Origin of the sequence: Salinirussus salinus, assembly GCF_009831455.1 — an archaeon.
Lineage (GTDB): Archaea > Halobacteriota > Halobacteria > Halobacteriales > Haloarculaceae > Salinirussus > Salinirussus salinus.
Genome location: NZ_WOWO01000003.1, coordinates 540,454 through 554,463, shown reverse-complemented (window position 1 = coordinate 554,463; position 14,010 = coordinate 540,454). Strand labels below are relative to the sequence as shown.

The following is a 14,010-nucleotide window of genomic DNA, read 5'->3' as shown; positions in this document are numbered from 1 at the left end:
TGTCAGCGGTGGAGTGGTGGGGCGAGAGCCCGGTGACGTCAGGCGGGCGTTCCGGCCGGACGGTCGGTCTCCTCGCTGTCGGGCGTCTCGGTCGCGTCCCGACCGTCCTGACCCGTCTCCTCGTCGGCGTCACCGCCGGTCTCGCCGCCGGGCGTGACCTCGCTGATCGCCGACCCGAGGTCCTCGACGGCACCGCTCAGGTAGTCGTTGATCGTCGCGTGGATCTCGCTCACGAAGTCGGGCGCGGCCCCGGGCATGTCCGCGGGCGGGCCGCGCTCACCGGCGACATCCTCGGGCGGACTGCCGGCCTGGCGCTCCTCGTCAGCGTCGCGCTCGTCCTCGGCGGTCTCGTTCATCTCGGCCTGTGCGTCCGCTTCCGTGTCGCCAGTCTGGTTGTCGGCCTGGTCCGGAACGTCCACGGGCGCGTTGCCCGGCATGGCCGCGGCCGCCCCGGTGGCGACCACGAGCAGCGCGAGCAGCGCGCCGAGGGGCTTGGTCGGTGCCATTGCACTCGCCACTCCCCGCCGGAGGGATATGAAAGGGACAAGCGCTCAAGCCGTCTACAGCCGGTTTTCGGACGGTTAAGCCGGATTTATCCGCGTTCAATGCCGATCAATCGGCCTCGACCGGGCCGGGAGCCCCGGAGGCCGCGTTTCGCCGGCTGCCCGCGCCACCGGCCGGGTCGGACGCGCGCCAATCGCGGGGATCCGGGGTAAAAGGGAGCCGGGTCCGGGACGGAGACCTGGGGGGGTCGGATAGCCTTTTCACCCCTCGCACCCTTGACCGAGTCATGGAACACGAGGCCACCGTCGAGGGAGTCGGCGTCGGCGTCAGCGACGAGGGTCCCGGCGCGCCGGTCGTCCTCCTGGAGGCCCGCGGGGAGCTGGTCCCGATCTTCGTCAGCTCCGACCAGGCCCAGTCGATGCAGCTCGCCCTGGAGGGGGAACCGTTCGAGCGCCCGCTGACCCACGACCTGTTCGTCGAGATGGTCGCTGAGTTCGGGGCCGCCATCGACCGCGTCCGGATCGACGACCTCGCCGACGGCACCTTCTACGCGAAGGTCGACGCCGAGCAGTACGCCGGCGGGGAGCGCAAGCAGGCGGTCTTCGACGCCCGCCCCTCCGACGGGATCGCGCTGGCGCTACGCGTCGACTGCCCCATCATCGTCTCCGACGAGGTGGTCGACGAGGCCGGTCGGTCGCCCGAGGAGTTCGAGACCGACGACGACTCCGGGGCGGGTCCGGGACTGGGCGGAGAGGGCGGCGGCTTCGGCGACCGATAGATGTACGACGGACTCCTGCTCGACCACGACGGCGTCGTCGTCACGCTGGGCGACCAGACGGCGCTGCGCCGGGCCGCCCGCGACGCGCTGCTGGACGCCGGCGTCTCCGAGCCCGACGAGTCGGCCGTCGACACGCTCGCCATCGCCGTCTCGAACGACGAACTCGCGGGGCTGAGCCGCCGGCACGGCCTCCCCGCCGAGCGGCTGTGGCGCCACCGCGACGACCGCGTCCGGGATGCGCTGCTCGCTGAGACCACCGCAGGCCGGAAGGCCCCCTACGACGACACCGCCCGGCTGCGCGAGCTCGACGTGCCGATGGGGATCGTCAGCAACAACCAGACCCGGATCGTCGAGTCGGTGCTCGACCACTACGACCTCCGGGGCCTGTTCGGGACTGTCCGGGCTCGCGCCCCGACCCGCGAGAGCCTCTCGCGGAAGAAGCCCCGCCCGACCTACCTGGAGGAGGCGATGGCTGACCTGGCTCTCGAGAACCCCCTCTACGTCGGCGACAGCGAGAGCGACGTGGAGGCCGGGCGGCGCGCGGGCGTCGACACCGCCTTCCTCCGGCGCCCACACAACGCCGACCGGAGCCTCGGGGAGACGCCGACCTACGAGGTCCAGGGGCTGGACGAGGTGGCCGCGCTGGTCGCCGAGTCGGGCTGAGCCGGCCACAGCGGCGCGGCCGCTCCGGCGGACCCGGCCGGCCGTCGCTCGGGCGCCCGGCAGCGTTTTGCCGCCGACACCCCTACCGGAGGTGTGTCCCCTGTCGACGACATCGAGGCGGTCCTGTTCGACCTGGACGGGACGCTCTGCCGGCGCACCCAGGACGTCGCGGCGCTCTACGAGGCGGCCTTCGAGCGAGCAGGAGTCGAGCCCTTCGGCGAGCCCGCCGCGCTGTGGCCGCTGCTCGACGGCCCCCCGGACCCAGACGACCAGGTCGGCCACCTCGCAGCCGGGTTTGCACGGCTGGCTGCCAGGCACGGCCGCCGCGTCGACGCCGTCGCCCTCGCCGAGGCCTTTATTTCGGGCGTGGACAACACGCAGGTCGCCCTTGTCGACGGCGCCGAGCGGGCCCTCGAGTGGGCAGCCGCGCGCGGCCCTGCCGGGCTGTTGACCAACGGACCGAGCAGCCGCCAGCGCCCGAAAGTCCGGAGCCTCGGGCTCGAGGAAGACCTCGACCCCGTCGTCTACGCCGGCGACCTGTCCCGCCGGAAGCCACACGCCGAGCCCTTCGAGCGCGCGCTCGCCGACCTGGGGACCTCGCCCGAGCGGACCCTGTACGTCGGCGACTCGCTGGCGTACGACGTGGCGGGCGCGCACAACGCCGGTCTCCCGGTCGCCTGGGTCGACGACGGTGGCGACCCCGGCGAGTACTGCCCGGACCTCGTCCTCGAGTCGGTCGGCGACCTCTCCGACCTGCTGTGAGCGCCACCGTTTTGCACCCGCGTCCCTCCCTTCCGGACCGGAGCCGAGATGGCCGACCCCGACGACCCCCCCGGTGATGTCGAAGCCACGGCAGTCACCGACACCGCTGCGTTCAGTGCCGCGCTGGAGGCGGCCTGTCCGGACCGACAGCCGACCGCAATCGAGAAGCTGGGTCGGGGAAACCGAAAGCTGACGCGGCTGGTCCGCTTCGAGCACGGCGACCCGGTCGTCGTCCAGCTCGCGGCGACCGGCGACGGGGCGGTCGCGGAGACCAGCGACCAGGCGGGGCTCCGGGCGGAGGCGCTGGTTCTCCGCGCACTCCGCGAGCGGACTGACGTGCCAGTGCCGGCTGTCCTCGCAGACGGGACCGTCCGCGGGACGGACTATCTCGTCACCGAGCGCGTCGGCGGCGAGGACCTCCACGAGCGGTTCGCCGGGCTCGACGGCGACGTCCAGCGCCGGCTCGCCCGGACGTTCGGCCGACACCTCGCCGCCGTCCACGACGCATTCTCCTTTGCGGGGTACGGGCCGCTCGACGCCACGGGGGACGGCCTGACGCCGCGCGCGGACCAGTGGGGAACGTGGTTCTGCGCCTATGGCCAGGCGGCAGTCGGGCGGCTGCCGCCGGCGTTCGACGACCTCCAGAGGGAGCTCGGGGAGCTACTCGCGGGCCCGCTCCCCGAACCGGACCCGCCCGCCACGCTGTTTCCCTGGGACTTCCGGCCGGGGAACGTGCTGTACCGCGACGGAGCGGTCACCGCCGTGCTGGACTGGGAGCAGCCGCTTTCGGCCGCGCCCGCGCTCCCGGTCGCGAAGGCGGAGTATCTGGTCGTGGACTGGTACGTCGACGACCCGGAGCCGCTCCGGGCGGCGTTCCGGGAGGGGTACGGGAGCGTGCGGCCCGTCCCCGAGGTCCGGCCGGTCCACCGGGCCGTCGCGGTCGCGGCGAGCGCGGTCGACACCGCCGGCGCCGTCACCCGGCCCTCCTATCCCGAACGCGACCGCGAGGGGTCGGTCGCCTTCCACCGGCGGGCACTTCGGCGGGTGCTCGACGGGGCCGGTGAGTGAGCGCGGGCCGCACGCGAGGGGGCTGTGAGTGGCGGCTCGATTTGGGTTGCTTCTTTAGCCCCCCGGGGTGTACGGGGTCGTATGCCAGAGGAGTACGGCCGCGACATGGTACTGCCACTGAATTCCTACGACGACGTCGAGGACGCCGTCGACATGGTCCAGTTCGCCGAGGAGCTGGGCTACGGCTACGTCTCGATGGGCGAGACCTCCGGACGGTCGATCCCGATCGTCATGGGGCTGCTCGCCGAGCGCACCGACGAGATCGGGATCACCGACGACGTGCTCTCGCCGTACAGCCGGACGCCCTCCACGCTGGGGCAGACGGCGGCCACCCTCCAGGAGCTGAGCGGCGGCCGCTTCCGGCTCCGGATCGGAGCCTCCTCGCCGGCACTGGCCGAGCGCTGGCACGGCGTCGACTTCGAGCGCCCGCTCCGGCAGGTCCGGGAGGCCGTCGAGATCGTCCGGCAGGTCCAGTCCGGCGACCGTCTGGACTACGACGGCGACTTCTTCTCGCCGGAGGGGATGGCCTTCGAGGGCCCGGTCCCGGAGGAGCCCGCCCCCGTCGACGTCGCCGCGCTCGGCCCCAAGTCCGTCGAGATGGCCGGCCGCTTCGCCGACGGCTGGGTCCCACAGCTGCTGACGGTGGAGGCCATCGAGGAGCGCATGGAGGACCTGAAGCGCGGGGCCGAACTCGGCGACCGCTCGGTCGACGACGTCCGCGTCTCGCTGAACTTCCGGTGTGGCGCCCTGGAAGACGGCGAGCGGGCCCGCCAGTACGCCCGCCAGCACGTCGCCTTCATGGTCGCGCTGTACGGCCCCTACTACCGGAAGGCCATCGCCGACGCCGGCTGGGAGGACGTCACCGAGGAGGTCAGGGCGCGCTGGCACGACGGCGACCGCGAGGGCGCCTACGAGGCCGTCCCCGACGAGCTACTCGACGAACTCGTCGCGGCGGGCACCCCCGAGAAGGCCCGCGAGCAGGTCGAGCGCTTCGAGGCCATCGACGGGCTGGATACCGTGCAGGTGAGCTTCTTCGGCCCGATGGGCGAGGAGGAGCGCCGGGAGACCCTGGAACACCTCGCCCCCGAGTAGCGACAGGCGTGCGAGTTCTCGCCTGCGGTCGCGCCCGAACCTAGAACAGCCCGAGAACGAATCCGACGCCCATTCCCACGAGGACGACCGCCGAGAACAGCGGGAGGTACGGCGTGTACCGCTCGACGCGCTCCTCGAAGTGCTTGTAGCCGGCGATAAGCAGCAGTGTCAGACCGACGATGCCGGCGACGACCGTCAGCGCGTAGGCGAGCATCAGCTCCAGGCAGTACGAGGAGCCGGTACAGAGCGCGATGATCTCGAACTCCTCCTCGTGGGCAAAGCCGAGGACGAAGGCGAACCACGCGATGCCGAGCATCCCGCGGTCGGCGGCCTCGCTGGCGTCGCCGTGGTCGTGGCCGTGCGAGTGGTCGCCGTCATCGCCCCCCACGAACGGCAGGGCGCCCCGGACCCGCGCGAGCGGTCCGGCGTGAGCGCCGCCGTGGTCGTGGCGGGCGTGAGCGTCGCCGTGAGAGTGGTCGTGAGCGTGTCCGCTCCCGCCGTGGTCGTGGCCGCCGTGGGAGTGCTCGCCGGCGTGGGAGTGGCCGTCGCCGTGGGAGTGGTCGTGTCCGTGACGGTACTCTCGGATGCCGAGCACGATGAGCAGGACGCCGGCGACGAGGCTGACGGGGCCGCCGACCTCCAGGCCGCCGACGGTCAGTGGTTCGTTGACCTGCGCGAGGTCGAAGTAGGACTTGGCGTAGAAGAAGGCGAGCACCATCGCGACGGAACTGACGAGGTGGCCGACGCCGATGACGAGGCTGGCGGCGAACCCGTAGAGCCACTTGTGCGACCGGTCCAGCGCGTAGGAGGCGGCGACGGGCCAGCCGTGGCCGGGTTCGACGCCGTGGACGGCCCCCAGCGCGACCGCTCCGGCGAGCAGGCCGGGAGTGGCGTCGAGCCACATGCCCGGCAGTCGACCCACCGGCCGCTTATGCGTGTCGGCTCGTGGCACCGGACCCCGGATTTTTCCCGCCCGGAACCCTCGCCGGAGGTATGCCCACCGAAGTACCCGACGGGGAGTTCGCGGACCGGCTGGCCGCGGTCCGGGCGCGGCTGGGGGAGACCGGCGCCGACGCCGCCGTCTGGTTCGGCGCGACGGCCATCGAGTACCTGACCGGCTTCCACCACATCCAGACCGAGCGACCGGTCTGTCTGGCCGTCACCCCGGAGCGCGTCGAGCTAACCGTCCCGCGCCTGGAGGTCGAACGGGTCTCGTCCAACCCCCGGGTCGACGCCGTCCACAGCTACTTCGACTATCCCGGCGGCGAGCCGGTCGAAACCGCCGTGGGAATGCTCGAGGAACTCGAGGTCGGGGCCGTCCGGGCGGACGCCGACGGCGCCCCGGGTGTGATGGGCTACGATGGCCCGGCCCTCTCGGAGTTTCTGGACGTGGAGACCCAGTCCTGGGTCGACGGGATGCGCGAGGCCAAAAGCGACGTCGAGGTCGACCTGATCCGGGAGTCGGCGCGGTGGGCCAACCTCGCCCACCGGTACCTCGCCGAGTACACCGAGCCCGGCGCCCATCCCGTCACCGTCAGCCAGCGCGCCTCGATGGAGGGGTCCCGGGCCATGCTCGACGCGCTGGGCAGCGAGTACGCCGTCCGGACCCGCGGTGACGGCCCCGTCCACGCCGGCTACATCAGCGGCGAGGAGACCGCCCTCCCGCACGGCCACACCCCCAACGAACGGCTCTCCCGGGGCGACGTGCTGGTCACCGGCGCGACCGCGAACGTCGACGGCTACTACTCGGAGCTGGAGCGGACGATGTTCGTCGGCGAGGCGAGCGAGGAGGACGAACACTACTTCGAGCTGATGTGCGAGGCCCAGGAGACCGCCTTCGAGGCGATGGCCCCCGGCGTCGACCTGGCATACGTCGACGACGCCGTGCACAGCTACTTCGAGGAGCAGGGGATCGCCGAGTTGGCCCGGCACCACGTCGGCCACAACATCGGGCTGGGCGCCCACGAGCCCCCCTACATCGACCGCGGCAGCGAGGGGGAGATGGAGCCCGGCCACGTCTACACCATCGAACCCGGCATCTACACCGAAAATGCGGGCTACCGTCACTCCGACACCGTCGCCGTCACCGAGGACGGCCTGGACTTTCTGACCGACTACCCGCGGGACCTGGAGTCGAACATCGTAGAGTGATCAGCGCTCGACCTCCTCGCCGCCTTTGAACACCGTGGCGACGTCGTGCAGCGCCGAGATGTCGGTAAAGGGGTCGCCGTCGACCACGAGAACGTCGGCGTGGTCCCCTTCAGTGAGCGTCCCGACGTCGTCGTCGGGAAGCGTCCGGGCGGCCACCCCGGTCCCGGCGCGGATGGCCTCCCGTTCGCTCATCCCCACCTCCTCGACGAACAGCTCGGCTTCGAGAGCGTTCTCGCCGTGGGGGAGCAGCTCCGGGCCGAGGAAGTCGGTTCCGAGCGCGACCGGCACGCCCGCCTCGTGTGCTTTCCGTGCGGACTCGAAGTGGGCCTCGCGGGCCTCGTAGGCCTTCTCAAGGCCGTACTCCGGGAGGCCGTGCTCGGCGCCGCGCTCGCAGATCCGGTGCATGACCGCCAGCGTGGGGACCAGCGTCGCGCCGGTCTCGTGGAACAGGTCGACCGCCTCGTCGTCGAGCCAGATGCCGTGCTCGACGGTGTCGACGCCGTTGCGCAGCGCGTTCTTCACGCCGGGCGTGCCCTGGGCGTGGCTGGCGACCGGGATGCCGACGCGGTGGGCCTCCTCGACGACCGCGCTGATCTCGGCGTCGGTCATCTGGCTCTGTCTGGGGTGGTCTTTCTCCGAGAGGACGCCGCCGGTTGTCATGATCTTGACCAGGTCGACGCCCTCGCGGACCCGCTTGCGGGCCTCCTTGCGACACTCCGCGGGGCCGTCCGCGAGCGTCGACACCCCGCGGGGGTCCTCCTCGCGGACCCACTGGTGGGGCAGAAAGTGTGAGTCCCCGTGGCCGCCGGTCTGGGACATCGCCAGCCCGGAGGTGTAGACCCGTGGACCGGGAACGGCTCCCTCGGCGACCGCGTCCCGGAGTCCCAGGCCGGTACCGCTGCCGACGTCCCGGACGGTCGTGAACCCCGCGGCGAGCAGGTCCCGGAGGTCGGCGGTCGCCCGCGCGGCGGCGTGGGTGTCGGTGCGCTTGAGCCACTCGAAGGGGTCCATCGACCGCGCCCCCCAGAGGTGGAGGTGGGCGTCGACCAGGCCGGGGATGGCCGTCCCGGCGTAGCGGCGGTGGTCGGCGTCGTCCGGTACAGCCAGGTCCTCCTGGGTGCCGGCGGCCTCGACCCGTCCCTCCGAGACGAGCAGGCGGCCGTCGGCGAGCGGTTCGGCGTCGGTCCCGTCGAACAGCCGGTCGGCGTCGATCGCGAGGTCGACCATGCCGGCGCGCAGGGCGCGGGGCCGCAAATAACCACAGGAGTCGGGAGTGTCGGCCGGGCCGCGGCCGGTCACCCGCGCCACAGGAGAGCGACGACCGGGAGGAGCACGAGCGCCCCCGCGGCGAAGGGTGACCAGGCGACCGCGACGTAGGCGGCGGCGGCAAGCGGCGGGCCGACGGTCCGGCCCAGACTCCCGGCTCCCTGAGTGACGCCGAAGGCGCTGCCCTGGGCGTCGGCCGAGGCACGCTCGGAGACGAGCGTCGCGAGCCCGACCGTGAGCGCGCCGTTTCCGAAGGAGGCCAGCGTCGCGAAGCCGAGCAGGACGACGACCCCGCCGGTGAGCCAGGTCGGACCACCCAGCGGCGGAACCAGCCCGGCAAGCGCCGGCGAGACCGCGAGGACGACGAGCGCGGCAAAGAGCGACCCGACGCCGGCGAGGACGACCCGGCGGGGGCCGAAGCGGCGGGCCAGCCGGCCGACGACGACGCCCTGGTTTATCGTTCCGAGGACGCCGATGTAGGTGAGAAACAGGGCCGCGCCGGTGGCGTCGTAGCCGAAGAAATCGGCGAGGAAGGGGATGAACATCACCTGGACGCCGGCGAAGGCGAAAGAGGTCAGGAAAAAGGAGAGCACGAGCGGGCGGATGGCGGCGTCGGCCAGCGCCTCGCGGAACTGCGAGACGAAGGTGACCCGGCGGGCGGGCGCGCGCTGTCGGTCGGGCTCTTTCAGGACGACGGCGGCAGCCCCGAGCGCCAGAAAGGAGAGGCCGGCGGCGGTGAAACTCGGCAGCGAGAAGCGGGTCGCCGGGACGACCCCCGGCAGGACGTCCCGGGCGAGCGCGACGACGCCGTCGCTTGCCATCAGGCCGCCGATGGCCGGGCCGAAGACGAAACCCAGGCCGAAGGCCGCGCCCACGAGGCCGAGCGCGCTCGCGCGGGACTCCCGGGGGGTCACGTCCGCGATGTACGCCTGCGCGGCGGCGATGTTCCCGCCGGCGGCGCCCGCGAGCAGGCGGGCCGCAAAGAGGGTCAGGACCGCCGCGGTCGTCCCGGCGGCCGCCCCCACCTCGGCGGCGACGCCGAAGACCAGCCAGGCGACCCCCGCCGCGCCGACCGAGAGCATCAGCACGGGCCGGCGGCCCCGCTCGTCGGAGATCCGCCCGAGGTAGGGAGCGGCGACGAACTGCGCCAGCGAGTACGAGGCCGCGAGCAGCCCGATGAAGACGTCGCTGATGGCAAACGACCGGACGTAGAAGGGGAGGATCGGGATGATGATCCCGAAGCCGAGCAGGTCCAGAAAGACGACGCCGACGACGACCGCGACGGCGCGGCGCGACCCGCCGGCTGTCGCGGTCGCGTCCGCCGCCGTCGCGGCCTGGCTCCGTGACACGCCTCCGGGGAACGGGCGGCGGCGTCAAATAGCCGGGGGTGTCGACTCGCTCAGTCCCCCTCGCGCTTGATGTGCAGGGAGACCCGCCCCGTCGCGACGTCCTTCCGTCCGACGGGCGTGTCGCCGGTCACGTCCACCTCCACCACGCCCATCGAGGTACCGGCGCGGACGACCTCCGCCTCCGCGGTCAGGTCGCCCGTCGCCGGCCGGAGGTAGGTGACATTGAGATCCGTCGTGGCGTGGGGCGTCCCGAAGGGGTCATCGAGGACAGTCCGGATGGCCGCGCCGCCGCCGTGGTCGATAAGCGTCGCCACCACCCCGCCCTGCATGGTGTTCGACCCCGGGTTCGCGAGCGAGTCGTCGTGTGGCAGCGAGAGCACGACCCGCCCCTCCTCCTGGTGGTCGAGCGCGATGCCGAGGTCCTGCAGGTGGTCGTGGTTCGCGAGAAAGCGCCTGTTGGCGTCGGCGTCCATGCCGACCCCTCCCACGCGGACCGACTTAACGTGGGGCGGTCCCGCCCCGGCGCGTGCCGCTCCGGCCGTCGGTGTGCCACACCGGCGCGCCGCCAGATTGACGACCCCCCGGAGAGACGTGGCGGCATGGCACAACCTGGCGAGCCGACCCACGGCTCCGCGTACGTCAACGGCGTCGACCTCCACTACGTCCGGGCGGGGGAGGGCCCGCCGCTGTTGCTGTTGCACGGCTGGCCCCAGACCTGGTACGAGTGGCGGGAGGTGATCGGGCCGCTGGCCCAGCAGTACACCGTCATCGCCCCGGACCTGCGGGGGATGGGCGACTCCGGCAAGCCACGGGAGGGGTACGACAAGCGGACCGTCGCCGACGACACCCGCGCACTCGTCCACGAGCTGGGCTTCGAGGAGGTGGCGGTCGTGGGCCACGACTGGGGGATGCCCACGGCCTACGCCTACGCCGCCCGCTACCGCGAGGAGGTGCAGGCGCTCGCCGTCATGGAGGCGATGCTGCCGGGGGTCCGGGAGGACGACAAGCTGGGGATGCTCTGGCACGTCCGCTTTCACCAGGTCCGGGACCTCCCCGAGCGACTGGTCTCCGGCAACGAGGAGACCTACCTCAAGTGGTTCTACCGGGAGGGCGCCTACGACCCCTCGGCCATCGACCGCGAGGCCCTCCAGGAGTACGTCCGCGCGTACTCCGCGCCGGGCGGGCTCCGCGGGGGCTTCGAGTACTACCGCGCCTACGACGAGGACGCCGAACACAACAAAGAACACACCCAGCAGGCCCTGGAGATGCCGGTGCTCGCGCTCGGGGGCGAGGCCTCCTTCGGGTCGATGCCCGTCGAGGATATGGAGGCCGTCGCGACCGACGTCGACGGCGAGGTCGTCGAGCGCGCCGGCCACTGGATCCCCGAGGAGCGCCCCGACTACCTGGTCGAGCGGCTCCGGGGCTTTCTCGAGGACGCCGGCTACGCACCCTGAGCGGGCGGTCGTCCGGCCGCCCACGTCCCGGGCCGTCGCCCGCTACTCCTCCCCGGGCTCGTAGGGCTGGGCGTCGTCGACGGAGGGCGCACCGATGGCGAGTGCGCGCACGCGCCCCTCGGCGCTCTCGGGGTTGAACGCCCGCTGTGGGCTCCCCGGCTCGACGACCAGCGCCTCGTCGGCGCCGACGGTCAGCTCTCCCTCCGGCGTCTGGACGTGTAACGTCCCCTCGAGGACGTAAAAGACCTCGACCTGCTCGTCGTGGTAGTGATAGGAAAGCGGGAACTGCTCGCCGGGGTCGGCCTCGTAGACGCGCATGCCGAGTTTCGCGTCCTGGTAATCCAGGCCCGCGGCGGCGCTTATCGAGCGGACATCGACGGGGCGGTCGTCCCACTGTTCCAGGGTGTCGGGGTCGACGTGGTGGTATCCCATACCGGCGTGTCGGTCCCGGGGTACAAAACTCCGGTCGGTAGCGAAACACTGCGGAGTCGACCGAACCTGACCTCGACGCTTTTCGTTCCCGGTAGCGGCAGGAGTGCGCCGGACGGCGGCAACGGCTGTCACCGGACTTCGAGCCAGACTGCGACAGCAACCAGAGCGGAGACCAGCGCCAGCGAAACCGGGACGACCGGCACGTCGACGCCCAGGTTGACCATGAAGACCATCACCTGCACGACCAGTAACAGGAGCATCGCCAGCGACCCGACGACCCGGTTGTCGGCGTCGACACCCACGCGCTCGAACAGGAGACTCATGAACACGACGACCGCCGGCATGAAGAGGACCGCGACCAGCTTCGGGACGGTACCGTCGGCCTCACCCGGACCGAGCCAGTAGAACGCCACCCGGTCCGGGAGCGCCGGGTAAAGTGCCACCCCGAGTAGTACCAACGCTCCAGCGACCCCTCCCGCAACCGTCTTCTGTTCGGTGAGTAGCCCTCTGAGCCTGGTCACGTTCGGTCACACCACACGATCCACGGCCAGTGACTAATAGCACAGTGCCGGAGACCAACTGATACGGTTTTGCCGATACGCCCGCACGCAGTCGCGCGGTCGACCCGGTACTGACGCACAGCAATCCGTATGAGTGGCACTCCATCGTCGTTGTCTCCCGGACCTCCCGTTCGTCCCGCACCTCCCGTTCGGTCAGGCGCCCTGCTGTCTCCTTTGCCCCCGCGAAATCGGTCCGGCCGCGGGACGGGAGCTGTTTGGATATACGAATCAGGGTGTCACAGAACGGTTGCCACACCCATCTTCTGACCTCCCCACTCGCCCGACGCAGCCACCGTGTCGATCACTCACCGATATGCCCAGGGGTGGTACGGAGGCTCCTGCTGTGGACTCATAAAGCGGGTGTTCATTCCCTCCAAAGCTACTGGCCGGGTCGCTCTACCTTCGAAATCAAACGCAACGTTCGGAAGAGGAACATCATGCTCTTCCGCATATACGACCACTGGTTGAAGGTCCCGACCAGATAGACGTCGATCGTGGGATTGTACACCATGAACGCACTGCTCGCACCCAATCCGCCCCACGAGTGGAAGCGTTTGAGAAACGGCAACGGACGGATGCGGACGAGGCCGTAGCCGTAGTCGATCCCCTGCCACAGTTTGTTCCACTGCTGCATCTCCTGGAGCGTCTCCTCGGCTACGAGTTCCCCCTCGACCAAGGCCCGCTGGAACCGGAATAGTTCTTCCCCGGTGTTCACCGTCTGCCCACCGGCGTAGAATGCGCTCAACGAGGGCACGTCATCCACATCGATCCTCGTCTCGTCGATGTAAAACGGGGCCGTGGGAAGCTCACTTTCGACAGCAGGGTCAGAGAACGGCGGTAAGTACGAATGCTCCATCCCCAACGGATCAAAAAGGAACTCCTCCAGAGCCTCGTGGTACGGTTGCTCAGTTACGCTTTCGATGGTCAACCCGAGCAGGTTGTACCCGAACTCCGAATAGTAGCAGTCCTCCCCGGGCGGGAAGTGCGGTTCCAGATGGTGTTTTGCCCACTCGATCGTCTCTTCGGGTTCCCACATCCGGTCGGGTTCCTCCAGCATCTCGTCGAACAGTGTTTTCCCCTCGGGGGATTCTTCCGATCGAGTGTTCAAGAACATCTTCCCGCCTTCGGGAAGGGAATGAGGGAGTCCGGAGGTGTGACCGAGGAGGTGACGGATACGGATATCGTCTGTGTAGTCCGTGCCGTTGATCGTGTGAAGACCGTCGAGAAGTGACTCCGACAGGTACTCCGAGACCGGGTCATCGAAACTCAGTTGCCCGTCGTCGGCGAGCATAGCCACGATTGTCGAGGTGAAGGTCTTGCCAATGCTGGCTGCGTAGTATGGCTGCTCTGGAGCGGCTTCGATGCCCTCCGTCTGACCGGTGGCTAGATTCCAGTGAAGGTCACGGCTGTCGGAATGGACCAGCAGGTACGCGGAGTGGAGGTCGGAGTTGTCTTCGACCGCAGATCGTAACCTGGATTCCAGACGGGATTTGGCTTCTTGGCATTCCATAATGGTCGAATATTATGTTTTGGGGGTTTTAAATGGTAGTACCGTCCCCGGGTCCGAAGGAAGTCTTCGACAAGAAGTCGTACTTGGAGAGAGTCTCGGGAAGACCGGGGGAGGAGTGGTTGATTGGATAGTGACCGGCACCGATGAGAGCGAGGCGGTCTCTGAACGTTTCCAGAGGCTTCTACTGACCGTTTTCTGTCGCACCCTCTGTACCAGTAGACGGTATTGTTGAGGGTCTCAACCGGTGATAGATTTCAGAAGCCGTGCTGGCTGCAGCGCGCATATCTCGCCTCGGCCGGCCCGGACAACGGCGAAGACCGGCCTGGTAACGCGTCGTACTAGCACAAACTGGATTGTTTCCCGGCAGCGGGCATAAATACTCGCCCGCCGTTGCTGACTGAGCACTTCGGCGGTTGGTACG

The 14,010-nt window shown here is 70.1% G+C and carries 15 protein-coding genes; 7 read left to right on the top strand and 8 right to left on the bottom strand.

All coding sequences use genetic code 11. From position 1 onward, the window contains the following. Window positions 1–38 precede the first annotated feature (38 nt). The gene (locus GN153_RS12710) at window positions 39–506 is read right to left on the bottom strand and encodes a hypothetical protein (protein ID WP_159903362.1); all 468 of its coding nucleotides are present in this window, start codon (window positions 504–506) and stop codon (window positions 39–41) included. Between the two features lie 284 nt (window positions 507–790). On the opposite strand from GN153_RS12710, the gene GN153_RS12705 reads away from it, so the two are divergent. From GN153_RS12705 to GN153_RS12685, 5 genes are all read left to right on the top strand, one after another. After that, window positions 791–1,282 carry a bifunctional nuclease family protein gene (locus GN153_RS12705; RefSeq protein WP_159903360.1) on the top strand — a complete coding sequence of 164 codons (492 nt, stop codon included), beginning with the start codon at window positions 791–793 and terminating at the stop codon, window positions 1,280–1,282. After that, entirely contained in the window at window positions 1,283–1,945 is a 663-nt protein-coding gene (locus tag GN153_RS12700) for an HAD family hydrolase (protein WP_159903358.1), read from the top strand. A gap of 93 nt (window positions 1,946–2,038) precedes the next feature. Next, entirely contained in the window at window positions 2,039–2,707 is a 669-nt protein-coding gene (locus GN153_RS12695; RefSeq protein WP_159903356.1) for an HAD family hydrolase, read from the top strand. Window positions 2,708–2,755: 48 nt separating this feature from the next. Further along, complete coding sequence (locus GN153_RS12690; RefSeq protein ID WP_159903354.1) at window positions 2,756–3,775, top strand: phosphotransferase family protein; 1,020 nt, start codon at window positions 2,756–2,758, stop codon at window positions 3,773–3,775. Window positions 3,776–3,856: 81 nt separating this feature from the next. Then, entirely contained in the window at window positions 3,857–4,867 is a 1,011-nt protein-coding gene (locus GN153_RS12685) for a TIGR04024 family LLM class F420-dependent oxidoreductase (RefSeq protein WP_159903352.1), read from the top strand. Between the two features lie 40 nt (window positions 4,868–4,907). Here the strand turns inward: GN153_RS12685 and GN153_RS12680 are convergent, their stop codons facing one another. After that, entirely contained in the window at window positions 4,908–5,771 is an 864-nt protein-coding gene (locus GN153_RS12680) for a hypothetical protein (RefSeq protein ID WP_159903350.1), read from the bottom strand. An 89-nt stretch (window positions 5,772–5,860) separates the two neighbouring features. On the opposite strand from GN153_RS12680, the gene GN153_RS12675 reads away from it, so the two are divergent. Further along, complete coding sequence (locus tag GN153_RS12675; RefSeq protein ID WP_159903348.1) at window positions 5,861–7,018, top strand: M24 family metallopeptidase; 1,158 nt, start codon at window positions 5,861–5,863, stop codon at window positions 7,016–7,018. Here GN153_RS12675 and GN153_RS12670 read toward each other — a convergent pair whose 3' ends face one another. The 3 genes from GN153_RS12670 to GN153_RS12660 all read right to left on the bottom strand — a co-directional run bounded on the left by GN153_RS12670 (window position 7,019) and on the right by GN153_RS12660 (window position 10,106). Beyond that, window positions 7,019–8,245, bottom strand: coding sequence for a metal-dependent hydrolase family protein (locus tag GN153_RS12670; protein ID WP_159903346.1), 1,227 nt, complete (start codon window positions 8,243–8,245; stop codon window positions 7,019–7,021). It abuts the gene before it with no gap. A 68-nt stretch (window positions 8,246–8,313) separates the two neighbouring features. After that, window positions 8,314–9,633: an MFS transporter gene (locus GN153_RS12665; protein ID WP_159903344.1), complete on the bottom strand. Its 1,320-nt coding sequence runs from the start codon at window positions 9,631–9,633 to the stop codon at window positions 8,314–8,316. 50 nt (window positions 9,634–9,683) lie between these two features. Then, window positions 9,684–10,106, bottom strand: coding sequence for a PaaI family thioesterase (locus tag GN153_RS12660; RefSeq protein WP_159903342.1), 423 nt, complete (start codon window positions 10,104–10,106; stop codon window positions 9,684–9,686). A 126-nt stretch (window positions 10,107–10,232) separates the two neighbouring features. Here GN153_RS12660 and GN153_RS12655 point away from each other — a divergent pair, with 126 nt between their 5' ends. Beyond that, window positions 10,233–11,087 (top strand): alpha/beta fold hydrolase, encoded by an 855-nt coding sequence (locus GN153_RS12655; protein WP_159903340.1) that lies wholly within the window; start codon window positions 10,233–10,235, stop codon window positions 11,085–11,087. 42 nt (window positions 11,088–11,129) lie between these two features. On the opposite strand, the gene GN153_RS12650 is transcribed toward GN153_RS12655, so the two are convergent. From GN153_RS12650 to GN153_RS12640, 3 genes are all read right to left on the bottom strand, one after another. Next, the gene (locus GN153_RS12650) at window positions 11,130–11,519 is read right to left on the bottom strand and encodes a cupin domain-containing protein (protein WP_159903338.1); all 390 of its coding nucleotides are present in this window, start codon (window positions 11,517–11,519) and stop codon (window positions 11,130–11,132) included. Between the two features lie 128 nt (window positions 11,520–11,647). Further along, on the bottom strand, window positions 11,648–12,040 hold the full coding sequence (locus GN153_RS12645) for a DUF1648 domain-containing protein (RefSeq protein ID WP_159903336.1): 393 nt from the start codon (window positions 12,038–12,040) through the stop codon (window positions 11,648–11,650). Window positions 12,041–12,458: 418 nt separating this feature from the next. Beyond that, window positions 12,459–13,589 (bottom strand): serine hydrolase domain-containing protein, encoded by a 1,131-nt coding sequence (locus tag GN153_RS12640; RefSeq protein ID WP_159903334.1) that lies wholly within the window; start codon window positions 13,587–13,589, stop codon window positions 12,459–12,461. Window positions 13,590–14,010: the final 421 nt, after the last annotated feature.